This is a genomic window from Halomonas sediminis (genome assembly GCF_044871105.1).
Lineage (GTDB): Bacteria > Pseudomonadota > Gammaproteobacteria > Pseudomonadales > Halomonadaceae > Vreelandella > Vreelandella zhuhanensis.
Map to the genome: position 1 here is coordinate 2,387,821 of NZ_CP085246.1, position 23,116 is coordinate 2,410,936.

The window sequence follows — 23,116 nt, forward strand, 5'->3', positions numbered from 1 at the left end:
CCATCAGGCGGTCACGCTTTCCGTGGATTCGAGGAAGTCCTTGGCAAAGCGCTGCAGTACACCGCCCGCGGCGTAGATCGACAGTTCCTCTGCAGTATCCAGGCGGCAGATCACTGGTACTTCCTCGCGTTCGCCATTGGCGCGATTGATGATCAGCATCAGGTTGACCCGGGGTGCAGGCTCGCCGAGCACGTCGAAAGTCTCTGTGCCGTCGATAGTCAGGGTCTTGCGCGTGGTACCTTCCTCAAATTGCAACGGCAGCACGCCCATGCCTACCAGGTTGGTGCGGTGGATACGCTCGAAACCTTCGGCGACGATGGCTTCCACGCCCGCCAGGGCCACGCCCTTGGCCGCCCAGTCCCGCGATGAGCCTTGGCCATAGTCGGCGCCGGCGATCACGATCAGGGGCTGCTTGCGCGACATGTAGGTCTCGATGGCCTCCCACATGCGCACTACCTGCCCTTCCGGCTCGACACGCGCAAGCGAACCCTGCTTGACCTTGCCGTTCTCCTGCACCATCTCGTTGAACAGTTTGGGGTTGGCAAGGGTTGCACGCTGGGCGGTCAGGTGATCGCCGCGGTGGGTGGCATAGGAATTGAAGTCCTCTTCCGGCAGGCCCATCTTGTGCAGGTACTCACCGGCGGCGCTGTTCATCTGAATGGCGTTGCTTGGCGATAGATGGTCTGTGGTGATGTTGTCCGGCAGTACCGCCAACGGGCGCATACCGGTCAGGCCCCGGGGCCTGGCCATATTGCCTTCCCAGTAGGGCGGACGACGGATGTAGGTGCTCTGAGCACGCCAGTCATAGAGCGGGTTGATCTCGGCCCGGGCACTTTTGTCCAGATCGAACATGGGGATGTAGGTCTTGCGGAATTGCTCCGGTTTTACAGCCTGCTTGACGATGGCATCGATCTCTTCATCGGCGGGCCAGATGTCCTTCAGCGTCACCGGATTGCCGTTGTGGTCATGGCCCAGCACATCCTTTTCGATGTCGAAGCGGATGGTGCCGGCAATCGCATAGGCCACCACCAGCGGCGGCGAGGCAAGAAAAGCCTGCTTGGCATGGGGATGAATACGACCATCGAAGTTGCGGTTGCCGGAAAGCACCGCTGTGGCATAAAGATCGCGGTCGATGATCTCCTGCTGGATGGCTGGATCAAGCGCCCCGGACATGCCGTTGCAAGTGGTGCAGGCATAGGCCACCACACCGAAACCGAGATCCTCGAGCTCCGACATGAGCTCGGCTTCTTCCAAGTACATCTTCACCGTCTTGGAGCCCGGCGCCAGCGACGATTTCACCCAAGGCTTGCGGGTCAGGCCGAGCTTGTTGGCGTTGCGTGCGATCAACCCTGCCGCCACCATGTTGCGCGGGTTGGAAGTATTCGTGCAGCTGGTGATGGCGGCTATGATGACGGCCCCATCCGGCATCTTTCCCTCTTCGTTTTCCACTACGCCACTGATACCGCGTGCAGCAAGCTCGGAAGTGGGCAACAAAGCATGGGGGTTGGAAGGTCCGGCCAGGGTACGACTCACGGAAGACAAGTCGAACGTCAGCACGCGCTCGTACTCTGCATCTTTCAGGCTATCCGCCCAGAGCCCGGTTTCCTTGGCATAGGTTTCCACCAGCTTGACCTGGTCGTCTTCGCGGCCGGTAAGCTTGAGATAATCGATCGTCTGGCCGTCGATGTAGAACATCGCCGCCGTGGCGCCATATTCCGGCGTCATGTTGGAAATCGTCGCCCGGTCGCCCACGCTCAGGCTCTCCGCGCCCTCACCGTAGAACTCAAGATAAGCCCCTACCACACGCTCGCGACGCAGGAACTCGGTGATCGCCAGCACCATGTCGGTACTGGTGATGCCCGGCTTGAGCTTGCCACTGAGTTCCACACCGATGATGTCGGGCAGGCGCATCATGGAGGCGCGACCCAGCATCACACTTTCGGCTTCGAGCCCCCCCACGCCCACTGAAATCACGCCTAGCGCATCGACCATTGGTGTGTGGCTGTCGGTGCCCACACAGGTGTCGGGAAAGGCCACGCCATCGCGTGCCTGGACCACCGGCGACATCTTCTCCAGATTGATCTGGTGCATGATGCCGTTGCCCGGTGGAATCACGTCGACATTCTCGAAGGCCGTCTTGGTCCAGTTGATGAAGTGGAAGCGGTCGTCGTTGCGCCGATCTTCGATAGCACGATTCTTCTCGAAAGCGCCTTCCTCGAAGCCGGCATGTTCGACGGCTAGGGAGTGGTCGACGATCAGTTGGGTGGGCACTACCGGGTTGACCCGGGCGGGATCACCGCCTTGCTCGGCGATGGCATCGCGCAGGCCTGCCAAGTCTACCAGGGCCGTTTGCCCCAGGATGTCGTGGCATACCACCCGCGCCGGGTACCAGGGAAAGTCCAGGTCGCGCTTGCGCTCGATCAACTGCTTGAGCGCATCGGTCAGCATCGCCGGATCGCAGCGACGCACCAGATTTTCGGCCAGCACCCGTGAGGTGTAGGGCAGTTTGGCATAGGCACCCGGCTGGATTGCCTCGACCGCCTCACGGGTGTCGAAATAATCCAGCGCCGTGCCGGGTAAAGGCTTGCGATAGTCAGTGTTCATAGCGTCAGGTCATCCCGAGTAGTGTTCGATTCGAGTCGTGTTCGAGTAAGGTAAGGCGACCGCGAAACGGCCGCCTTTCTCGTCTCAAGCGGCCAGAGCGGGATCAGTCGCGCTGCTCGATCGGCACCCACTCGCTTTTCTCCGGCCCGACATAATCGGCACTGGGACGAATGATGCGGTTGTTGGCACGCTGCTCGAACACATGAGCACACCAGCCGGTGACGCGCGAGCAGACGAAGATCGGCGTGAACAGTTTGGTGGGGATGTCCATGAAGTAGTAAGCGCTGGCATGGAAGAAGTCGGCGTTGCAGAACAACTTCTTTTCGCGCCACATCACTTCCTCGACACGCTCGGAAACCGGGTAGAGCACCTGGTCACCCACATCCTCGGAGAGCTTCTTGGACCAATGTTTGATGATCTCGTTGCGCGGGTCGGACTCGCGATAGATGGCGTGACCGAAGCCCATGATCTTGTCCTTGCGCTCGAGCATGCCCATGATTTCGCGCTCGGCTTGCTCGGGAGAAGTCCAGTCTTCGATCATGTCCATGGCGGCTTCATTGGCACCGCCGTGCAAGGGACCGCGCAGCGAGCCGATGGCGCCAGTCACGCAGGAGTGCATATCGGAAAGCGTCGAGGCACAGACGCGCGCCGTGAAGGTCGAGGCGTTGAACTCATGCTCGGCATACAGAATCAGCGAGACATTCATTACATGAGCGTGCAGCTCGGAGGCCGGCTCATCGCGCAGCAGATGCAGGAAGTGTCCGCCCACGGAATCGTCGTCGGTCTCGGTCTCGATGCGAATGCCATCGTGCGAGTAGCGATACCAGTAGCAGATAATCGAAGGCAACACGGCCAGCAAGCGGTCCGAGGCATCCTGCTGCTGCTCGAAGCTCTCTTCGGTTTCCAGATTGCCCAGCATGGAGGCGCCGGTGCGCATTACATCCATCGGATGGGCGGAGGCCGGGATCTGTTCCAATACCGTTTTCAGCGCCTGTGGCAGGCTACGCAGGCCTTTCAGCTTGGTGATATAAGCGTCCAGCTCGGCCTGATTCGGCAGCTTTCCCTTGAGCAGTAGGTAAGCGACTTCTTCAAAACGGGCTTTTTCCGCCAATACCTTGATGTCAAAGCCACGATAGGTCAGGCCGGAACCTGTCTGGCCAACGGTACATAGGGCGGTGGTACCTGCACTCTGGCCACGCAGGCCTGCGCCACTAGTCGGTTTATCTGCCATTCTGGTATCTCCTTGATAATGCACTTATCGTTGTAAGAGCGTTCGTTACAACGCTATTGTTTCAAAACCTTCTGTTTTAAAAGCTGCTTGTGTCGTCGCTGTGCTCACCGACAGTTATTCGGCATCGTTCTGGTCAGTGAACAGCGCATCAAGTTTTTGTTCAAACTCATGATAATTAAGAAAGTCATAGAGTTCGTCGCGGGTCTGCATCAGCTCGATCACATCACGCTGATGGCCCTTTTCGTGGATACTCTGGTAAACCTTGAGCGCGGCCTGGTTCATGGCGCGGAAGGCGGAAAGCGGGTACAGCACCATGCGGCAACCCACGTCACCCAACTCCTGCTGACTGAATAGCGGTGTGGCGCCGAATTCGGTGATGTTGGCCAGAATCGGGGCATCAACTCGCTCGCAGAAGGCGCGATAGTCTTCAAGGGTATGCACGGCTTCGGCGAAAATGGCATCGGCACCAGCTTCGATACAGGCATTGGCACGATCGATAGCGGCATCCAGTCCGTCTTTCTGGAAGGCATCGGTACGCGCAATCAGATAGAAGTCCGGATCCATGCGCGCATCAGCGGCGGCTTTGACGCGGTCGGCCATCTCGGCCTGAGAGACAATTGCCTTGTTAGGACGATGACCGCAACGCTTCTGGGCAACCTGGTCTTCGATATGCACGGCAGCTACACCGGCGCGCTGCATTTCCTTGACGGTACGGGCGATATTGAAGGCGCCGCCCCAGCCGGTATCGATGTCCACCAGCAACGGCAAATCCGTAGCGCCACAGATGCGATGGGCATCCTGCACCACATCGTTCATAGTGGTCATGCCCAGGTCAGGCAAGCCGAACGAGGCGTTGGCCACCCCGCCACCGGAAAGGTAAATCGCCTTATGTCCTACCCGCTCGGCCATCATCGCCGTATAGGCATTAATGGTTCCCACGATCGGTAACGGCTGATTAGCTTCGAGGGCTGCGCGAAAACGGGCACCTGGCGTCTGTTGATTCATACAAGTCTCCTGATGATTGTCCGACGTCAACGCGACGCCTGGGTCGGCTTTTCAAGCCGATTGTTCAATTCTGATAGTCAAGTCTGTTGTTCAAGTGCTGCGGCATAACGGTCCACTACATTGGCTCTGGAGGCGCTGACATGGCGCCGCATGAGAAATTCGGCCAATTCCGCATCACCGGCTTCTATGGCATCCACGATTCGGTGATGTTCGACAAACGCCAGTTGAGGCCGGGTGCCACTGGCACTGAACTGGGTGCGGTACAACCTGACCAGGTAGTAAAGGTCATCGCACAGCAATGTCATCAACATGTGGTTATGACTGCCCTGAACGATGCGAAAGTGAAAATCCAGATCCCCTTCGCGCTGGTAGTAGGCTTCTCCCCGGCGCAGATCGGCTTGACGCTCATGGACCGCCAGCACCTCTCGAAGACCAGCGATTTCCTCGGCACTCATATGTTCGGCCGCCAAGCGCGCCGCCATGCTTTCCAGGGCTTCGCGAACATCGAACAATTCCAGCAGCTCTTTCATCGACAATTGCACCACTCGCGCACCGACATGCGGCACGCGCTGGATCAGTCGATGAGCTTCGAGCCGCCGCATGGCTTCACGTAGCGGCCCCCGGGAAATACCATACGTCTTGGAAAGGCCCGGCTCGGTGATCTTGCTGCCGGGCGCAAGCTCGCCGCGCACAATGGCATCCTGCAATTGATGAAATACGCGCTCAGCCAAGGTACGCACTTCGGGATGGAGCGTTTCGGTGCTGGTCGTATCCTGGTTTTCTAAGCCGGAATCAAATAATGTCATGGAAAATTGTCGACAATTGAATAATGAAAAGACTTTAGCTTTCTGTAACGATGGCGTCAACAAGCTATAGGGGGCGATGTCATACATCTTTCGTTGTATTTTAACGAGCTCTTAACCGCCTGACTGTCAACAATCAGTGTGATTTTAAGCTTCTAAGCATTGCGTGAAAAAGTCATCATATTCACTTGCTGGCCTCATCGATTCATCGCGCCTAGAATGTGTCGCCTCTAATCGGCCAGGCATTTTGCTTTATGACAACGCCATTAATGATCACTGCCCTGCCTTATTCTTCCAGCCCCCTGGCGTTGTTTGCGCGGTTGCGTCAACGTCCCGGCGCAATCCTGCTGGATAGCGGCCGTCCCGTTGCCACGTCGGGGCGTTACGACATCATGAGCAGCGACCCCCTGGCGTTGATGGAAATGACGCAGCAAGGCCGGCTGCATTGCACACCGCCTTTATTGGAAGAATACGGCGCCGACCTTGATGTGTTTCAAGCCCAGCAGCAACTACTGGGGCAGCTCCCCCCTATCACGCTCGAAAGCGACTTGCCTTTTCTAGGCGGTTTACTCGGCTATTGGAGCTATGACTTGGGTCGCCGGCTACATGCTATTGACGCCACAGGCAAGGCCGTGACTCAGCTGCCGGCCTGCCGTTTGGGTCTGTATGACTGGGCAATCATCCAGGACCACCATTGCCAGAAAGCCTGGCTGGTAGCAACGGCCGAACGTGGCCGGCAGGTTCAAAGATGGCTTGCACAGCCACCCCCCGCCTCCTCCGAGTTTACCCTGCTGCAGGCGTTTACTGCAGAGTTGGACCGTCAGGCGTATGGCCAGCGCTTCCAAGCCGTTCAACGTTATATTCGCGCCGGGGATTGCTATCAGATCAACCTGGCTCAGCGCTTTCATGCCCCCTATACAGGCGATGTATGGCAAGCCTACCTGCGCCTGCGCAATGCTACCCCGACTCCTTTCTCGGGCTACATGGCGTGGGCAGACAAGGCGGTACTTTCCCTTTCTCCCGAGCGTTTTCTTCAATGCCGCCATCCTTGGGTGGAAACTCATCCAATCAAGGGCACTCGACCGCGCGGCAAGACCCCACAAGAGGATCGAGCGCTGGCAAGCCAACTTTTGAATAGCGAAAAGGATCGTGCGGAAAATGTGATGATCGTGGATCTGTTACGTAATGATCTGGGACGTGTCTGTCAGCCTGGTAGCATCCGCGTCCCTCAACTGTGCAAACTCCAGAGCTATCCCAATGTTCATCATCTGGTCAGCGTAGTGCAGGGGCAATTAAGCGCTGGCAGCACCCCGTTTGCCTTGTTGGAAGCGGCATTCCCCGGCGGTTCGATTACCGGAGCCCCCAAGGTGCGTGCCATGCAGATCATCGACGAACTAGAGCCCAGCCAGCGCAGCATGTATTGCGGCAGCCTGGGTTATGTGGATAGGCGCGGCCACATGGATACCTCGATTGCCATTCGTAGCGTCATCGCCGATGCCGGTGAGCTGCATGTGTGGGGCGGAGGGGGGCTGGTAGCGGACTCAGTGGAGGCCGAAGAATATACCGAGACACTCGACAAGATTCGACATTTAATCGGCGCCCTTGAATAGGGCATAAAAATCGGTTTCTATAAATCAAAAAGGAATATAAAACCCTAACCAAACGGTATTGGGGAGAGGCCAAGCCCCTTTGATAGGCTAGGCATATCGACAATGTCTGTTTTTCTGATTGCCACCGGAGACCCCAATGACCCTGGATCTGGACACTATCAATCGTGACTTGGGTCACGACCCAAAAGCCTTGACCGAATGGGCGCTGGGCCTCGGCAAGCACGCTATCTGCACCACCAATTTTCGCCCTTTCGAAGCGGTGATTCTGCATCTGGTCACCCAGGTTCAGCCGGATATTCCGGTGGTATGGATGGATAACGGCTACAACACGCCGGCCACCTATCAATTTGCCGACGACATCGCCAAACGCCTGAACCTCAATTTGATCACCTACTTGCCACGTCGCTCACGCGCCCACCGCGAAGCTGTGGAGGGCTTGGTACCCGATATCGAGGACCCGCGCCACACGGCATTCACTCAGGAAGTCAAACTGGAACCCTTCGAGCGGGCGTTGCGTGAAATGCAGCCAGACGTCTGGATTACCGCCCTGCGTGCCGAAGACACTCCTGAGCGCTCACGCATGCAGCCGGTATCGCGTAATGCTGATGGCCTGTTGAAGGTAGCCCCGGTACTTCACTGGACGGCACGCGAGATGTACCAGTATCTACAGGCTCACGACTTGCCCAATAACTTCGATTATTTCGACCCCACCAAGGTGGAAGACAAACGCGAGTGCGGCCTACATCTTCAGCACTGACCGATTGGCTTTCAGGCAGCGCTTAATATTCAGGCAGCTCCAGGCCCTCGAATAGCGCCTGTTCATGTCGCGGACCCGCCGTCAGTGCCGCATCGACTCGGTTACGGTCAAGGTGCGGTGCAAAGCGTTCGAGGAAATCGTACATATAACCGCGCATGAAGGTGCCCCGGCGGATGCCGATCTTGGTGGTGGAGCTGGCAAACAAGTGGCTTGCATCCACCACCGTCAGGTCGCCGTCCAACGCTGGGTCTACCGCCATGTGCGCAACGATACCGACCCCCATCCCCAGACGTACATATGTCTTGATCACATCGGCATCAGAAGCTGTCAGCACCACATTAGGCGTAAGTTCCTGAGCCTTGAAGGCATCATCTAGTTGAGAGCGACCGGTAAAACCGAAAACGTAGGTCACCAAGGGATAATCCGCCAAAGTTGCCAGGGTAAGCGGGCCTTCAAGGGTTTCCAGAGGATGACCTTTGGGCACCAGCACACAACGGTTCCAACGGTAGCATGGCAATAGAATGAGGTCCGTGAAAAGCTCCAGCGATTCGGTGGCAATGGCGAAATCCGCCTGCCCTTCGCTTACCATCTGGGCAATCTGCTTAGGCGTACCTTGCTGCATATGCAGGGCCACATCGGGATATTTACGGGTGAACTCGCTGATCACAGGCGGCAAGGCATAGCGGGCTTGAGTATGGGTGGTAGCGATAGACAAGCTACCCCGGTGCTCATCACTGTGTTCTTGAGCCACTTGCTTGATGTTTTCGGACAAACGCAGCACTCTTCCTGCCAGCTCGATAATAGCCTCCCCTGCAGGCGTCACCCGGGTCAGGTGCTTACCGCTACGGGCGAATATCTCCACCCCAAGCTCATCTTCCAGCAATCGGATTTGTTTGGAAATACCCGGCTGAGAGGTGAAGAGGCTTTGCGCAGTGGCCGACACATTCAAATTGTGACGACTCACTTCCCAGATATAGCGTAATTGTTGTAATTTCATGCTCCCCTCCCGTAGCCTTTCTCACGAACGTTTGCCATCCTGATAGCAGGCTTGATATAGCATCTTGGTATAGCGCTCGATAGAATAAATAATCCAAGAATAATTACCTTATAGCATATACATCCAGCATTTTAAGCGCAACGCGCTCCAAGGTCTTCCGCTGTCGTATTAGCACAGGAAATTTGCCACCACCTTCTACGCCCGCTAACATCTGCCGACTTGGCGCGGTAAAACGTCACGACACCGCATGATGATCGTTGCTCACTTTTGAGGCAACGTAACAGTAAGAGCAACGCAAACGGGAGAAGCATATGGCCAATAATGTTGATGTCACCAACGCCAATTTTGAACAAGAAGTACTTAACGCTGAACAGCCGGTACTGCTGAAGTTCTGGGCACCCTGGTGCGGCCCGTGCAAGGTGATGGCGCCGGTAGTGGACGAAGTGGCCGCTGAGCGTGAAACAAATCTCAAGGTGGTCAGCATCAACGTCGACGACGCGCCGGAAATTGCAGCGGAACAAGGCGTGCGAGGCGTCCCCACCGTGATGTTGTTCAAGTCCGGTACCAAGGTAGCTTCCTTGGTAGGCGCTCAGTCCAAATCACAGCTGGCACAGTTCATCGATCAAAACGCCTGACCCCTGTCCTGCCCCCTGTGTAGCTTCGCCGCCGACCTTGAGTCGGCGGCGTCATTCATGCTACTCACGACGCTTGGAGGGCGGCAGGTCGGCTTCCTCGATACTGGGGGGTGCTTTCGGCCCTGCCCCCGGCCCAAGCAGGTACGACATCCAGCGCGTTTGCGGATGACTATCCAGAGCAATCTTCAGCGTCATCGTCAAAAGCACCGATAACAGCATCCCGGCTGCCCCGAAGATCCATCCCCATACCACCAGCGAAAGGAAGGCGACGAATGTCGACAATCCTAACGCCTGCCCCATCACTCTAGGTTCTACCAAATTTCCCAGCACGAAATTGATTACCAAGTAAGCCGAGGCCAATATTATTGCCTGCAGCAAGCCCCCATCCTGGGCTACCAACAGCAGCAGCACCGGTGGTATCGCCGCAATCGCCGAGCCGATATTCGGAATGAAATTCAACGCGAAGGCGAACACCGCCCACAGCAAAGGAAAGTCGACGCCTACAGCCAGACAGGCCAGCCAAACCAATATGCCGGTGACCAGGCTGATCATGGTCTTGACCGCTAGATAACGTTTAAGCGTTGAACTGAACTCTCTGAAACGCTTCAAGCTCGGTGCTGGATTGACCAGTGCGCGCGATACCTTCTCGCGAAAATTCAGCGTTTCAAACAGCATGAAAATGACCAGCAATGACACAATAATGCTTTGCATGAAAAGATTGCCTATTTCCCCCAGAAACTGGGGAACCCAGGAAGTCTCTTCATCCATATTGAATATATTACTTAGCTGGTCCGGGTTGATCGCCAACCCCTTCGAGGCCAAGACATTGAGTATATTCCAGTAATGTTCATACAAACGTGATTCAATGTCGGGCAATGCTTCAATAAACGTAGTAAAACTATTCACCACCAATAAACCGAGCAAGGAAACAAATACCAGCAACACCAACAGCGTCAGCCACACAGCAGCGCGTAAGCTCAACCCCCGCCGATTCAACCACTGCACCGGCGCCGTACACACAACAGCAATGAAAATTGCCAGCAGCAACGGCACGAGCAACTCGGCTCCGGCTTTCATTCCAGCCACAATCACCACCAATGCCGCCATCGCCAAGGTAGCGTTCAGAGGCACATTGCGGTAATACTCATCCGTTAATTTCGTCATATCCATTACTCTTGCCTGCCATCTTTTCCATCATGGTTGCGGCTCGCCAAGAGCACAAACCCAATGGTATTTTCTTGAGCCGCTTCGTGCGGACGCGAGTGAACTTTCCAACGTCTCATGCTTCCAACCCGTTCATTCATCCCGCTCAGACATTCACCAACACCCTGGTTGTCCGCAAGGAGGCTTTAGCATGTTGTCGCTTGATCACGCCAAAACGCTGCGCCACTCATTTTTGGCCACACTCCTCGGCACTCTTGTCGTACTCATGAGCGCGCCTTCCGCCTCCGCTTCGGCCTCTCATCCACCGCCTTCAATCAACATTCAAGCCCAAGCCTCGATGGACGTCGAACCAGATAAGGCCACCTTGAAGGCCAGGCTGTGGGAACACACTCCCGCTGTGGCGCAACGTGACAGCCAGACGCAGGATAGCGACGCCTTGGCCGAGGCACGCCAACGCCTGGAGCAGCGTGCCAGCGAGCTGATTGGTCACATGGAAGAAATGGGCCTGGCGCGTGACGCCATCAATGCAGGGTCACTCAATATACGACCAGAACATGTCAACGGTCCTTCGCAGAGCAATGAGCGAGAAACGCTTGTACGTACCCGCCTGGAACGCCCTATCGAGATAGCACTGAACGACCTGGAGCGACTGGAAGATATACTTGATGCCTTGGTCGATGCGGGAGTGAACTCGCTTGACGGCGTTCAATTCGACTTGAAAGACCGTGAAGCCGCCACCGATGAAGCCTTGGTAAAAGCGTTAGAAAAAGCTCACCATAAAGCGCAACTGATGGCCGACACGCTGAACATTACGCTTGGCGAGATCACTCAGGTCCAGGAAACGCAATCGCCGGTCTTCGCCCCGCGCATGATGTCGATACGTGCCGACAGCATGGAAAGCAGTGGCACCCAAGCCGAATATCACCCCGGCATCATTCGCATCGATGCCGGAGTCAACGTTCAATGGGCCATTACAGAGAAAGCCGCTCGACCCCACCCAGGTAAGGACGCAGCGGCTCAGGAATAGTCACCGAGCCGTCGGCCTGCTGGTGATTCTCCATTACCGCCAGCAGGCAACGTCCCACCGCCAAGCCCGAGCCGTTCAAGGTATGCAGTAACCGAGGCTTCTTTTCTTCGGGATGACGAAAACGCGCTCGCATGCGCCGCGCCTGAAAATCCTCACAGTTGGAAACCGACGAAATCTCACGGTACGTTTCCTGGCTAGGCAGCCACACTTCCAGATCGTAGGTCTTGGCCGCGCCGAACCCCATGTCCCCGGTACACAGGGTCACCACGCGATACGGCAACGCCAGCGCTTGCAGAATCGCTTCCGCATGGCCGCGCATTTCCTCTAGCGCCGTATAGCTGGTCTCCGGCTCCACCAGCTGTACCATTTCGACCTTGTCGAACTGATGCTGGCGAATCATGCCCCGCGTATCACGCCCATGCGACCCCGCTTCACTCCGAAAACAGGGCGTATGCGCGGTCAGCTTCATGGGTAGCACTGCCTGGTCGAGTATCTCGTCACGGGCAAAATTGGTCAGCGGCACCTCGGCGGTGGGAATCAGGTGATAGCCGCGCTCGTCATCCAGCTTGAACAGGTCCTCGCCGAATTTGGGCAACTGGCCGGTGCCAAACAGGGAGTCACGATTGACCATATACGGCACATAGCACTCTTCGTAGCCATGTTGCTCGGTCTGTATGTCCAGCATGAACTGGGTCAGCGCACGATGCAGGCGCGCAATCGGACCCCGCATCACCGCAAAGCGGGCACCGGTCAGCTTGGCTGCCAGGTCAAAATCGAGATAACCGGATTTCTTGCCCAGATCGACATGATCCAACACTTCGAAATCGAACTCGCGCGGCGTGCCCCAGCGATGAAGTTCCACGTTGTCGTCTTCAGTCTTGCCTTCCGGCACGCTTTCATGCGGCAGGTTGGGCATGCCGCTCACCAGCGTCTCCCATTGTTCCTGAGCATCGGTCAGCTTGATCTTGGCGCTATCCAGACGGTCCCCAAGATCGCTGACTTCCGCCAACAAGGGGACAATATCTTCGCCATTGGCCTTGGCCTTGCCAATTGCCTTGGAACGCTGATTGCGCTCATTCTGCAATTTTTCGGTTTCGGTTTGCAGCTCGCGGCGCTGGGTTTCCAGCCTTTGCAGCTGCTCGATATCGAGCACAAAGCCCCGCCGGGCCAGTTGTCGGGCAACCTCTTCAAGATCACCGCGCAGCAGTTTCGGATCGAGCATGAAATCCTGTCCCTTGGCCTGAAATCAATCAACTATGCGCAACGCAAGCTGCGCGAAAAGGTGCCTATTGTAGGCAAAAGCCGACCCAGGAGCCATGGCCTCACCGGAACGTTACCAAAAATCCTCGTTTTTAATAGGTAAGGGGGAGCTAATGGAGAGGCCTCAGGGAATCAGCCAAGAAAGAATCACCAGCCCGACCAAGGTTCGGAGCACCCCGCCAACGACCGAACCACGCAGCAGAGCGCGGATGCCGCCGAAAACGATCAAGAGACCGACCACCAGTACGGCGATGCTGAAGAACGAGGCGTTGATGCCTAGCGACCGGGTCAACCCATCCACGAAGGCATCCATGGCACCAAAGAAATTGCTGAACATTGCCACTAGAAAATCGACGAAGGCGCGAATGATCTCGCCTATTTTTTCACCGACTGAATCAAAAAAACTGATTGACTGCATAAAAATGATTTCCGGAAACAGGTAGCAACTGACCATTGATGGAATAGGTGGTTCCGGAAAAACCGGCGCACGTGATTCAGTGAATGCTACAGCATGTATTGGCCGTACATGTAGATTACAAGGCTGGCGATTGGTAACCAGCCAGGAGGCATTGCATGATGAGACGTATTCGGCACCAAAATATGCCTATAGAACCCCCCAACCCTTGGAGCCCCGCATGAGCACTTCGTCACCTTTCGAGCTGACCCTGACCGCACTCGATGCGCTGCATGACCAAGACCCCCGCCATGTCGAGGTGGGTGGCGAGCCGGTTCCCCGAGAATTATGGTACGCGCAACGCATGAGCGAATGGCTGGAAAGAGTTCATGAAGCCCCGGATGAGTTGCTGCGGCTGGCAGTGCGCGCTCAGCACCTGCAACGCTGGCAGGTGCCGCGCGAAGACTACCCCGCAGGTCGGGTGGGCTATCTGACCTGGCGTCGCGACCAGGGAAAGCGCGCCGGCGAGACCACCGCAGGCCTGATGGAGAACGCCGGTTACAGTCCCGAAGACGCCGCGCGTGTCGCCCGGATGATCCGCAAGCAAGGGTTGGGGCGTGACGCCTGCGTTCAGGCATTGGAAGATTGCGCCTGTCTGGTCTTTCTGGAAAATTATTTCGGCGATTTTTCGCGCACCTTGGAACACGACCACATGCTGCGCATCGTGCAAAAGACTTGGGGAAAGATGTCACCTCAAGCGCATGAATTGGCCTTGGCGCTGCCCATGTCGACAGAAGCTCGCCGCCTGGTGGAAGAAGCGTTGGCCGGGTAATGCAATGCATGGCGCTGAGTGCGCCTGACCTTTCGCTGCGGTAAAGTAAGCCCTACTTACTTCCCCTCCGGCAACGCCGGCAGTGATGGCTTGAATATGGCTTGAACGTCAACTACCTTCGGCTGAAGCCGGAGGCTTGTAACAACAAGCCCGGTTGACCAGGGAGGGCGGTAGCCAACCCGCTACGTTGGTAACAGGTCGCCAAGACCCACCCCGCCGTACTTCCTCAGCGGCGGGCTCTGGAAGGTCAGGATCATGCTGCGGTACGCCGCCATGGGCGCAAGGTAAAACGCCGAAGGTTCTGACCGCTGCGGAAACGCAGGAGCCGGTTATCGACATTCCCGAGGGGAGACGGGGCGCAAGCCCCGCGACACCAGGCCCGTAAGGGCATTAACACGGAGGAAATCGCCATGGCGGTTTTCGTATTGGATAAACACAAGCAGCCGTTAATGCCGTGTAGCGAGAAGCGCGCTCGGTTGCTGCTGGAACGTGGCCGCGCCGTGGTGCATAAGCGCTATCCGTTCACGATCCGGCTGAAGGATAGGATGGGTGGCGACACCCAGCCGTTACGCCTGGGCATCGACCCCGGCAGCAAGACGACCGGGCTGGCGCTGATGCGTGAAACGAACGATGGCCAGCGGCATGTGCTATGTCTGTTTGATCTCGTTCATCGCGGCTACTCGATCAGGAAGGCGATGGAACAGCGGGCTGCGTTTCGGCGGCGTCGCCGTTCAAAAAACCTGCGTTACCGCGCGCCGCGTTTTGACAACCGCACCAAGCCCAAGGGCTGGCTGGCCCCCAGCTTGCAACATCAGGTGGATACGGTGATGGCGTGGATCAATCGGTTTTCTCGGTTGACACCGATCACTGCGATCAGCCAGGAGTTGGTGCGTTTCGACACCCAAAAGCTGGAAAACCCTGAAATTAGCGGCGTGGAATATCAGCAAGGCACGCTGCTTGGCTACGAGGTACGCGAGTACCTGCTGGAAAAGTGGGGCCGTGAGTGTGCCTACTGCGGCACCAAGGATACGCCACTGGAAATCGAGCATGTCGTGCCGCGCACGCGCCAAGGCTCTAACCGCGTCAGCAATTTGACGTTGAGTTGCCACGACTGTAACCAAGCCAAGGATGCCCTGCCGCTGGCTGACTTCTTTGCCACCGACAGAGGGCTAAGAAAGCGCCTGAAAGCCAACGGACACACGGCTGAAACACAGCTTGAGCGGGTAGAGCGCCAGCTTAAACAGCCACTACGCGACGCCAGTGCGGTCAACGCGACCCGCTGGTCGCTGTTCAGCGCACTCAAGACGACCGGCCTGCCGATGGCCGTCGGCACTGGCGGGCGCACCAAATACAACCGCCAGCGCCTTACTATTCCCAAAACCCACGCCCTGGATGCGGCCTGTGTCGGTGCTTTCGACACTCTGCACGATTGGGCGGTTCCGACGCTGACCATCAAAGCCACCGGGCGCGGCAGCTACAAGCGTACCCGCTTAACCAAGCACGGCTTCCCTCGCGGTTTCTTGATGCGGCAAAAGCAAGTTCAGGGGTTTCAGACCGGCGATATGGTCAAGGCTATCGTGCCAACCGGCAAGAAAGCCGGAACGCATACCGGGCGTGTCGCGGTGCGCAAAACCGGCAGCTTTAACATCCAGACCGAACACGGAGCGGTGCAAGGCATCTCGCACAAATACTGCGCGGTGACCCAGCGCAGCGATGGCTACGGCTATCACCTGACATCCACTAACCGACAAAAAGGAGGAGCGGGACAGACGGTGGCGTAATCCTGGTCGCCCTGCGGGCGACGCGCTATCCCTCCCGGCACTAGAAGTACCGGGTATCTCGCGCAAAATCTGATGATTGCACCTCTGGATACTCAAACCGCTCTTATCGAGCGTCTCGACAAGCATTACGTACGTTTTCTGGCAGCGCTGAAAACCGCCGGTTTTGAAGGCGATATTGCGCCTGATTACGCTAATCGCACGGTGCTTGCGACCGATAACTCGATCTATCAGCGCTTGCCCCAGGCGGCGCTCTACCCCAGGCATGCCGAAGATATCCAACGTATCACCAAGCTGGCATCGGAAATGCCGCATCGCAATATCGTCCTCACCCCACGAGGCGGCGGCACCGGCACCAATGGTCAATCACTTACCGATGGGCTGGTAGTGGATGTCACGCGCTACATGAATCGGATTCTGGATATCGACCCGGAAAACCGGCGGGTGCGCGTGCAGGCCGGAGTGGTCAAGGACCAGCTCAATACGGCACTCAAGCCGCATGGGTTGTTCTTTGCTCCAGATCTTTCCACCTCCAACCGCGCCACCATCGGCGGAATGATTTCCACCGATGCCAGCGGCCAGGGCAGTTGCGAATACGGCAAGACGCGCAACCACGTGCTGGAACTGGATAGCATCCTGCTGGGGGGCGTTCACCTGAAGAGTCGCCCGCTCAACAAGGCGGAAGAGCAGGCTGAATGCGAGCAAAGCGGTATTCGCGGTCGCGTCCACAAGACCGCGCAAGACATCATCGACACCCAAGGTGAGCTGATCAAGGCGACCTTCCCCCCGCTGAACCGCTGCCTCACCGGTTATGACCTGGCCCACCTGCGCGATGCAGAAGGCCACCTGGATATCAACAGCCTGATGTGCGGCTCGGAAGGCTCATTGGGGTTTCTCAATGAAGCGGTGCTCAATGTGCTGCCGATTCCCAAGTACTCCACCCTGGTCAACGTGCGCTATGCAAGCTTCATGGAGGCGCTGCGTGACGCCAAGGCCTTGATGGGAAGCGGCTCCTCATCTGCTCAGCCGCAGCCGTCACGTCCCACTTCCATCGAAACCGTCGATGACAAGGTATTGCTGCTGGCGATGGATGATTTCGTCTGGGACAGCGTCGCCGAGTTCTTTCCCCAGGAAGATGGTGAAACCACCCAGGTCGTGGCGATTCGCGGCATCAACCTGATCGAATTCAACGACGATGATCCCGAGCGTCTGGCTGAACGCATCACCGCGTTTACCCAGCATCTTACCCATGACGAAAGCGTGCCCCGTCTGGGCTATACCCTGGCGGAAGGCAGGTCGAAGATTCGGCGCATCTATGCCATGCGTAAGCGTGCGGTGGGGCTACTGGGCAATGCCAAGGGCGAAAAGCGCCCGATTCCGTTTGTCGAAGATACCGCCGTACCACCGGAGAACCTGGCGGATTTCATCGGCGAGTTTCGCGCCGCCCTGGACGCCCGGGGGCTGGAATACGGCATGTTCGGCCATGTGGATGCCGGGGTATTGCATGTACGCCCCGCCATCGACATGAAAGACCCTCGGCAGGCACGCTTGATTCGAGAGGTCTCGGACGAAGTCGCCGCCTTGACCCAAAAATATCACGGCCTGCTATGGGGTGAACACGGCAAGGGCATACGCTCGGAATACGCGCCTAAATTCTTCGGTGACCTTTACCCCAGCCTGCAACGTGTGAAAGCCGCTTTCGACCCCCACAACCAGTTGAACCCGGGCAAGATCGCCACCCCACTGGGCGACACACCGGTGAAAGCCAACGACCCCAATCTTCTGGCCATCGATGGGGTGACCACACGCGGGGAACTCGATCGTCAGATTGACGAACAGGCATGGCAAGCCTATGACGCCGCGGTGTATTGCAATGGCAATGGTGCCTGCTACAACTACGATGTCGATGACCCCATGTGTCCGTCGTGGAAAGCCACCCGAGACCGTATTCACTCACCCAAGGGGCGTGCCAGCCTGATTCGCGAATGGCTGCGGCTGCAAGGGCAGGCTGGCATCGACGTCGTGGATGAATCGCGTAAAAAGAAAGCCGAAGGCCGCTGGGGATTTATCAAGAGTTTCCCGGCGCGGACCTTCAACACATTGGCTCGCCGCAACCACAACGATTTTTCCCATGAAGTGTATGATGCCATGGTCGGCTGCCTGGCCTGCAAGTCATGCGCCGGCCAGTGTCCGGTAAAGGTCAACGTACCGCAGTTTCGCTCGCAGTTTCTCGAGGTCTACCACGGTCGCTACCTGCGTCCGTTGCGTGATTATGTGATCGGCGCCACGGAATTCACCATGCCGGCGCTCGCCAGAATGGCGCCTGTGTATAACACCTTGATCGGCCAACGCTGGGTCGACAAATTGATGGCAGGCCCCCTGGGCATCAGCGATAGCCCGCCACTTTCCCGCGCCAGCCTGAAAAAACAACTCCAGGCCTGGGGAATCAGCGAAGCCACCCCCACCTCTCTGGCGCTGCTTACCGAACAACAGAAAGCCCGTAGCGTGGTGATTGTCCAGGATGCGTTCACCAGCTACTTTGAAGCTAAACTGGTGATGGATATCGTCGAGTTTTTATCGCGCCTGGATATCCGTGTATTCGTGGCGCCTTATTCCGCCAATGGCAAACCCTTGCACGTACAAGGTTTTCTGGGCGCCTTCGAACGCACCGCCGAAAAGCAGGCCAAACGCTTACGTACCCTTGCCGACTTCGGTGTGCCCCTGGTAGGTATCGACCCGGCCATGACCCTCACTTATCGTCAGGAATACGTCAAATCGCTGGGCGCCAAGGTGGTACCCGAAGTACTAATGCTTCAGGAGTGGCTGTTGTCGCTGGGCACGCGTTTCGTGCCGCATGACCTGACGTTCCACGACCCTGGCTATCAGCTGCTTTCGCATTGCACGGAAAAAACCAATGCACCCGGTAGCCCCAAGGCTTGGCAGCAAGTGTTCGCGGCGTTCGGCCTGAACCTGGAATTGGTCGCGACCGGCTGCTGCGGCATGTCCGGCACCTATGGCCATGAAACCCGTAACCTGGCCACCTCGACCACCATTTATGCGCAATCCTGGCAACCGGTAGTGGAAGACAATCAACGTCAAGACCGGCTACTGGCGACCGGCTATTCCTGTCGTAGCCAGGTCAAACGCTTCTCCGAGACAACGCTGTTGCATCCGCTGCAGGGGTTATTGAAAACCCTCAAGGAAAGCGGACGCCATTAAACAATATTCTCAGGAGGGAGAATGTCGAAAACCCTGATTGTGCTGGGATTGGTGATCGTGGCTATCGGCCTGCTCTGGCCCTGGCTTTCCAAACTTCCCCTTGGCCAGTTGCCCGGGGATATCGTCATTCGCCGTGAGAATTTCTCTTTCTACTTTCCTGTCACCACGATGATTTTGGCAAGCCTGCTGCTATCGATACTACTGTGGTTAGTGAATCGCTAGTTTCGAATCAACAGACCCCGTTAAAAGGAGCACCGTGATGATTGAGCTATATACCTGGAGCACACCCAATGGCAGGAAAGCCTCCATCATGCTGGAGGAGCTCGGCTTGCCTTATCGGGTGATTGCCGTGGACATCACCAAGGAGCAGCAACACGACGCCGAATTTCGCAAAATCAGCCCGAATGGCAAGATTCCGGCACTACTCGATCATGAGGCCAAGGATGCCTCGGGGCAGCCGAGACGGCTGTTCGAGTCGGGAAATATCCTAATTTACCTAGCGGAAAAGACCGGTATTCTACTGCCGGAATCAGGTGAAGAGCGTAGCGAGACATTGGGCTGGCTATTTTTCCAGATGGCTCATCTTGGACCCATGGTAGGCCAATGGCACTGGTTCAAGAATGCCGCCCCGGAAAAAAGTGACATGGCCATCAAGCGCTATCGCGAGGAATCCTTGCGTTTGCTGGAAGTCATGAATGCTCGGTTAGAGAAGGTGCCTTACTTGGGAGGCGCTCACTACAGTATCGCGGATATCGCCTGCTATGCCTGGGCGAAAACTGCCGTTGAAGAGCTCAGTGAGGAAGAGACCGAAGCCGAGGCAGTGGCCGGCCTGAACCCCCTGCTGAATTGGCTCAAGCGAGTCGGCGCCCGTCCTGCGGTTGTTCGGGGGATGCAAATCCCCGACGATCAGCAAAAAGAGCAGGCCGCCACTCGCAGCTCCCTCAGGGAGTCGGCTGAGTAATGCTCTGCTCTTTATAAAGCGTAACGACGCCCTACGCCGTGAAGAACAGGCGGCGCAGGGCTTCTCCCGGTTTTTCCTCGCGCATGAAGGCTTCGCCTACCAGAAAACCGTGAACGTGGTGGCTGCGCATGCGCTGGATATCCGCCTGCTCATGAATGCCTGACTCGGTAATCACTACCGTTTCAGCGGGAATCAGCGGTAATAGTTCCAGGGTAGTTTCCAGGCGCGTCTCGAAGGTGTGGAGGTTACGGTTGTTGATACCCACCAGAGAAAGCCCCAGCTTGAGCGCTCGCTCAAGCTCCTGCGCATCATGAACCTCGACCAGCACATCCATGCCAAGCTCGATGGCTTGTCGATTAAGATCCACTAACTGGCTGTCATCCAGCGCCGCTACAATCAATAATATGCAATCGGCACCAATGGCTCGTGCCTCGGATACCTGATAGCCATGCGTAATGAAATCCTTGCGGATTACCGGCAGATCACAGGCATCGCGAGCGGCAATCAGATAATCCTCATGGCCTTGAAAGAAGTTCGCGTCGGTCAACACGGATAAACAAGCCGCGCCACCCTGAGCATAACTTATGGCAATCTCAGCTGGATCGAAGTCTTCCCGGATAACGCCCTTGGAGGGAGAGGCTTTCTTGATCTCGGCGATCACCCCGGGCTCACCCGCCTTGATGCGTTGTGTCAACGCCTGGATAAAGCCACGTGGCGCCGTTTGTTCTACCGCCAATGCCAGCAGATCGGCTTCAGACACCGCCTGACGACGTTCGGCGACCTCTGCCTCTTTTTGCGCCAGGATACGGGTCAGAATGGTGGGGGTGACAGTTTGATTCATGAAAATCTCATCGCAAAAAGGACAGAAATAGCACTCAACGGAAGACCCGGGTGAAATTCGCCAGCTCGTTCATTTTTTCCAGCGGCAACTTGGATGCCTGAGCATCCTGGGCCAGCAGCACGCCCTCTTTCAAGTCATCGGCAATCCCGGCGCAATAAAGGGCAGCGCCGGCATTCAAGGCCACCATATCAGCGGCTGCGCCATCGCCCACCAAGGCCGCACGCACCAGGCGCAGGCTGTCTTCGGCACTCGCTACCTGCAACGCGGCCAGGCTCTGGCGTTCGATGCCCAGGCTTTCCGGTGTGATGGTGTATTGAGTAATCGCACCATCTTTCAATTCCGCTACTTGGGTAGGTGCCGCCAGAGAAATCTCATCCAGGCCATCCTCGGAGTGAACCACCATGACGTGGCGGCTGCCCAGATGCTGCAGCACCTCCGCCATCAACGGCACCAGTTCCGGTGCATAGACCCCTAATACCTGATTCGGCGCACCTGCTGGATTGGTCAGCGGTCCCAGGATATTGAACAGGGTGCGCACGCCCATTTCCCGCCTTGGGCCGATGGCATAACGCATCGCCGGGTGATGGTTGGGCGCAAACATGAACCCTACCCCGACCTGCTCGATGCAGCGCCCGACCTGTTCTGGCTTGAGATCCAGGTAAATTCCCGCCACATCGAACAGGTCCGCACTGCCGGAAGACGAAGACACACTGCGATTGCCGTGCTTGGCGACATGAGCGCCACCGGCAGCCGCCACGAAACTTGCCGCAGTCGACACATTGAAAAGGTTGGCACCGTCCCCCCCGGTGCCCACGATATCGACCACATTCTCGGCATGGATCGAGACGCGATTCATCAGTTCACGCATGACTTGAGCGGCGGCACTGATCTCTTCAGCCGTTTCTCCTTTCATGGCCAGCCCGATCAAGAACCCACCGACCTGAGCATCGGTGGCTTCGCCGGTCATGATTTGCCGCATGACGCTATGGGTATCTTCGAAGGATAAGTGTTCACGGCGCATTACCGCGTTGATGGCATCTCGCATCTGCATGAAAAGGACGTCCTCGCGTTCAGGTAATTGGATAGCACAGCATGGCACTTATCTAAGCTTTAATAAGCCGCGCCTAAACTTTAAACCGTGCTCGAGCCACGCTTGAGAAAATTGGCCAGTAGCTCATGGCCCTGGTGGGTCAGGATCGATTCGGGATGAAACTGTACCCCCTCTATATCCAGATCGCGATGGCGCAACCCCATGATCAAGTCGGGCGTCACGTCCTCCTTGCTTGTCCAGCCGGTCACTTCCAGACAGCCAGGCAAACTTTCTCTTGCCACTACTAGGGAGTGATAGCGCGTGACTTCCAAGGGATTGTCCAAGCCGGCAAACACGCCTGTACCGTCATGCTCGACGGCGGAGGTTTTACCATGCATGACTTGCGGCGCTCTAACCACCTCGCCGCCATACACCTGGCCGATCGCCTGATGGCCCAGGCAAACCCCCAGAATCGGAAGTTTGCCGGCAAAATGCTCGATTGCCGACATTGAGATACCCGCCTCATTGGGGGTGCAGGGGCCTGGGGAAATCACCAGATGGCTTGGCCCGATTGCCTCGATTTCTTCCACAGTGATTTCATCGTTACGATAGGTCAGCACCTCGGCGCCCAACTCCCCCAAGTACTGCACTATATTGAAGGTGAAGCTGTCGTAGTTATCGATCATCAAAACCTTTTTAGGCATAAGCTTTTGATTCCTATAGGCTTTGTTTTCCTGCCTTATGCGATTACTCACAATTCTATGAGCTGCGGCGCGGCATGCGTTGGTATTAAGGCCGATTGTACCGTCTGGTGTGGTTGGGTGCTACGCTGCTATTGCGTGGTCGCACCAGTGCTCAGGGCAACACTTAGTGAAAACAATTGATAATGTGTCTAACAGCGATAGTTTATTGATGCTGGTAAGAGCTCCGTGCAGTCTCTATCATCGTCAGCATTATCATGATTGCCG

At 56.8% G+C, this 23,116-nt stretch carries 20 protein-coding genes; 9 read left to right on the plus strand and 11 right to left on the minus strand.

Annotation, left to right across the window (positions count from 1 at the left end; translation table 11 throughout):
• Nucleotides 1-3: 3 nt before the first annotated feature.
• The 4 genes from acnD to LG290_RS11360 form a co-directional block, all read right to left on the minus strand.
• Nucleotides 4-2,604 carry a Fe/S-dependent 2-methylisocitrate dehydratase AcnD gene (gene acnD, locus LG290_RS11345; RefSeq protein ID WP_499834909.1) on the minus strand — a complete coding sequence of 867 codons (2,601 nt, stop codon included), beginning with the start codon at nucleotides 2,602-2,604 and terminating at the stop codon, nucleotides 4-6.
• Nucleotides 2,605-2,707: 103 nt separating this feature from the next.
• Nucleotides 2,708-3,835 carry a bifunctional 2-methylcitrate synthase/citrate synthase gene (prpC, locus tag LG290_RS11350; RefSeq protein WP_160417952.1) on the minus strand — a complete coding sequence of 376 codons (1,128 nt, stop codon included), beginning with the start codon at nucleotides 3,833-3,835 and terminating at the stop codon, nucleotides 2,708-2,710.
• Between the two features lie 114 nt (nucleotides 3,836-3,949).
• Entirely contained in the window at nucleotides 3,950-4,840 is an 891-nt protein-coding gene (gene prpB, locus LG290_RS11355; protein WP_499834911.1) for a methylisocitrate lyase, read from the minus strand.
• A gap of 77 nt (nucleotides 4,841-4,917) precedes the next feature.
• Entirely contained in the window at nucleotides 4,918-5,646 is a 729-nt protein-coding gene (locus tag LG290_RS11360; RefSeq protein ID WP_499834912.1) for a GntR family transcriptional regulator, read from the minus strand.
• A 251-nt stretch (nucleotides 5,647-5,897) separates the two neighbouring features.
• On the opposite strand from LG290_RS11360, the gene pabB reads away from it, so the two are divergent.
• Both pabB and LG290_RS11370 read left to right on the plus strand, forming a co-directional pair.
• A complete protein-coding gene (gene pabB, locus LG290_RS11365) occupies nucleotides 5,898-7,253 on the plus strand; it encodes an aminodeoxychorismate synthase component I (protein WP_499834913.1) in 1,356 nt (451 codons plus the stop codon).
• A 136-nt stretch (nucleotides 7,254-7,389) separates the two neighbouring features.
• Nucleotides 7,390-8,010 carry a phosphoadenosine phosphosulfate reductase domain-containing protein gene (locus LG290_RS11370; RefSeq protein ID WP_499834914.1) on the plus strand — a complete coding sequence of 207 codons (621 nt, stop codon included), beginning with the start codon at nucleotides 7,390-7,392 and terminating at the stop codon, nucleotides 8,008-8,010.
• Nucleotides 8,011-8,032: 22 nt separating this feature from the next.
• Here LG290_RS11370 and cysB read toward each other — a convergent pair whose 3' ends face one another.
• Nucleotides 8,033-9,007: an HTH-type transcriptional regulator CysB gene (cysB, locus tag LG290_RS11375; protein WP_160417947.1), complete on the minus strand. Its 975-nt coding sequence runs from the start codon at nucleotides 9,005-9,007 to the stop codon at nucleotides 8,033-8,035.
• Between the two features lie 311 nt (nucleotides 9,008-9,318).
• On the opposite strand from cysB, the gene trxA reads away from it, so the two are divergent.
• On the plus strand, nucleotides 9,319-9,642 hold the full coding sequence (gene trxA / locus LG290_RS11380) for a thioredoxin (RefSeq protein ID WP_114487999.1): 324 nt from the start codon (nucleotides 9,319-9,321) through the stop codon (nucleotides 9,640-9,642).
• 60 nt (nucleotides 9,643-9,702) lie between these two features.
• Here trxA and LG290_RS11385 read toward each other — a convergent pair whose 3' ends face one another.
• Nucleotides 9,703-10,806: an AI-2E family transporter gene (locus LG290_RS11385; protein ID WP_499834915.1), complete on the minus strand. Its 1,104-nt coding sequence runs from the start codon at nucleotides 10,804-10,806 to the stop codon at nucleotides 9,703-9,705.
• A gap of 190 nt (nucleotides 10,807-10,996) precedes the next feature.
• On the opposite strand from LG290_RS11385, the gene LG290_RS11390 reads away from it, so the two are divergent.
• Nucleotides 10,997-11,833, plus strand: coding sequence for an SIMPL domain-containing protein (locus LG290_RS11390; protein WP_499834916.1), 837 nt, complete (start codon nucleotides 10,997-10,999; stop codon nucleotides 11,831-11,833).
• On the opposite strand, the gene serS is transcribed toward LG290_RS11390, so the two are convergent.
• Both serS and LG290_RS11400 read right to left on the minus strand, forming a co-directional pair.
• Nucleotides 11,778-13,055 (minus strand): serine--tRNA ligase, encoded by a 1,278-nt coding sequence (serS, locus tag LG290_RS11395; protein ID WP_499834917.1) that lies wholly within the window; start codon nucleotides 13,053-13,055, stop codon nucleotides 11,778-11,780. The two genes, LG290_RS11390 and serS, sit on opposite strands and share 56 nt — an antisense overlap.
• A 162-nt stretch (nucleotides 13,056-13,217) precedes the next feature.
• Nucleotides 13,218-13,511: a hypothetical protein gene (locus tag LG290_RS11400; protein ID WP_499834918.1), complete on the minus strand. Its 294-nt coding sequence runs from the start codon at nucleotides 13,509-13,511 to the stop codon at nucleotides 13,218-13,220.
• Nucleotides 13,512-13,728: 217 nt separating this feature from the next.
• Between LG290_RS11400 and LG290_RS11405 the strand changes: the two genes are divergently transcribed.
• From LG290_RS11405 to LG290_RS11425, 5 genes are all read left to right on the plus strand, one after another.
• Nucleotides 13,729-14,319, plus strand: coding sequence for a DUF4202 domain-containing protein (locus tag LG290_RS11405; RefSeq protein WP_499834919.1), 591 nt, complete (start codon nucleotides 13,729-13,731; stop codon nucleotides 14,317-14,319).
• A gap of 410 nt (nucleotides 14,320-14,729) precedes the next feature.
• The gene (iscB, locus tag LG290_RS11410; RefSeq protein WP_499834920.1) at nucleotides 14,730-16,100 is read left to right on the plus strand and encodes an RNA-guided endonuclease IscB; all 1,371 of its coding nucleotides are present in this window, start codon (nucleotides 14,730-14,732) and stop codon (nucleotides 16,098-16,100) included.
• Between the two features lie 72 nt (nucleotides 16,101-16,172).
• Complete coding sequence (gene ydiJ, locus LG290_RS11415; RefSeq protein WP_499834921.1) at nucleotides 16,173-19,316, plus strand: D-2-hydroxyglutarate dehydrogenase YdiJ; 3,144 nt, start codon at nucleotides 16,173-16,175, stop codon at nucleotides 19,314-19,316.
• 21 nt (nucleotides 19,317-19,337) lie between these two features.
• On the plus strand, nucleotides 19,338-19,538 hold the full coding sequence (locus tag LG290_RS11420; protein WP_160417939.1) for a DUF2905 domain-containing protein: 201 nt from the start codon (nucleotides 19,338-19,340) through the stop codon (nucleotides 19,536-19,538).
• Between the two features lie 37 nt (nucleotides 19,539-19,575).
• Nucleotides 19,576-20,277 (plus strand): glutathione S-transferase N-terminal domain-containing protein, encoded by a 702-nt coding sequence (locus LG290_RS11425; RefSeq protein WP_499834922.1) that lies wholly within the window; start codon nucleotides 19,576-19,578, stop codon nucleotides 20,275-20,277.
• Between the two features lie 31 nt (nucleotides 20,278-20,308).
• On the opposite strand, the gene trpC is transcribed toward LG290_RS11425, so the two are convergent.
• From trpC to LG290_RS11440, 3 genes are all read right to left on the minus strand, one after another.
• Entirely contained in the window at nucleotides 20,309-21,118 is an 810-nt protein-coding gene (gene trpC / locus LG290_RS11430) for an indole-3-glycerol phosphate synthase TrpC (protein ID WP_499834923.1), read from the minus strand.
• Nucleotides 21,119-21,152: 34 nt separating this feature from the next.
• Nucleotides 21,153-22,169 carry an anthranilate phosphoribosyltransferase gene (gene trpD, locus LG290_RS11435; RefSeq protein ID WP_499834924.1) on the minus strand — a complete coding sequence of 339 codons (1,017 nt, stop codon included), beginning with the start codon at nucleotides 22,167-22,169 and terminating at the stop codon, nucleotides 21,153-21,155.
• 80 nt (nucleotides 22,170-22,249) lie between these two features.
• A complete protein-coding gene (locus tag LG290_RS11440) occupies nucleotides 22,250-22,852 on the minus strand; it encodes an anthranilate synthase component II (RefSeq protein ID WP_499834925.1) in 603 nt (200 codons plus the stop codon).
• Between the last annotated feature and the right edge of the window lie 264 nt (nucleotides 22,853-23,116).

Bases quoted from the DNA above. Each gene is read 5' to 3' on its own strand.
- prpC (WP_160417952.1), bottom strand. From the start codon at position 3,835: ATGGCAGATAAACCGACTAGTGGCGCAGGCCTGCGTGGCCAGAGTGCA.
- trxA (WP_114487999.1), top strand. From the start codon at position 9,319: ATGGCCAATAATGTTGATGTCACCAACGCCAATTTTGAACAAGAAGTA.
- acnD (WP_499834909.1), bottom strand. From the start codon at position 2,604: ATGAACACTGACTATCGCAAGCCTTTACCCGGCACGGCGCTGGATTAT.
- iscB (WP_499834920.1), top strand. From the start codon at position 14,730: ATGGCGGTTTTCGTATTGGATAAACACAAGCAGCCGTTAATGCCGTGT.
- LG290_RS11405 (WP_499834919.1), top strand. From the start codon at position 13,729: ATGAGCACTTCGTCACCTTTCGAGCTGACCCTGACCGCACTCGATGCG.
- LG290_RS11385 (WP_499834915.1), bottom strand. From the start codon at position 10,806: ATGACGAAATTAACGGATGAGTATTACCGCAATGTGCCTCTGAACGCT.
- LG290_RS11360 (WP_499834912.1), bottom strand. From the start codon at position 5,646: ATGACATTATTTGATTCCGGCTTAGAAAACCAGGATACGACCAGCACC.
- serS (WP_499834917.1), bottom strand. From the start codon at position 13,055: ATGCTCGATCCGAAACTGCTGCGCGGTGATCTTGAAGAGGTTGCCCGA.
- pabB (WP_499834913.1), top strand. From the start codon at position 5,898: ATGACAACGCCATTAATGATCACTGCCCTGCCTTATTCTTCCAGCCCC.
- prpB (WP_499834911.1), bottom strand. From the start codon at position 4,840: ATGAATCAACAGACGCCAGGTGCCCGTTTTCGCGCAGCCCTCGAAGCT.
- LG290_RS11440 (WP_499834925.1), bottom strand. From the start codon at position 22,852: ATGCCTAAAAAGGTTTTGATGATCGATAACTACGACAGCTTCACCTTC.
- trpD (WP_499834924.1), bottom strand. From the start codon at position 22,169: ATGCAGATGCGAGATGCCATCAACGCGGTAATGCGCCGTGAACACTTA.
- LG290_RS11425 (WP_499834922.1), top strand. From the start codon at position 19,576: ATGATTGAGCTATATACCTGGAGCACACCCAATGGCAGGAAAGCCTCC.
- LG290_RS11390 (WP_499834916.1), top strand. From the start codon at position 10,997: ATGTTGTCGCTTGATCACGCCAAAACGCTGCGCCACTCATTTTTGGCC.
- LG290_RS11400 (WP_499834918.1), bottom strand. From the start codon at position 13,511: ATGCAGTCAATCAGTTTTTTTGATTCAGTCGGTGAAAAAATAGGCGAG.
- trpC (WP_499834923.1), bottom strand. From the start codon at position 21,118: ATGAATCAAACTGTCACCCCCACCATTCTGACCCGTATCCTGGCGCAA.
- LG290_RS11370 (WP_499834914.1), top strand. From the start codon at position 7,390: ATGACCCTGGATCTGGACACTATCAATCGTGACTTGGGTCACGACCCA.
- cysB (WP_160417947.1), bottom strand. From the start codon at position 9,007: ATGAAATTACAACAATTACGCTATATCTGGGAAGTGAGTCGTCACAAT.
- ydiJ (WP_499834921.1), top strand. From the start codon at position 16,173: ATGATTGCACCTCTGGATACTCAAACCGCTCTTATCGAGCGTCTCGAC.
- LG290_RS11420 (WP_160417939.1), top strand. From the start codon at position 19,338: ATGTCGAAAACCCTGATTGTGCTGGGATTGGTGATCGTGGCTATCGGC.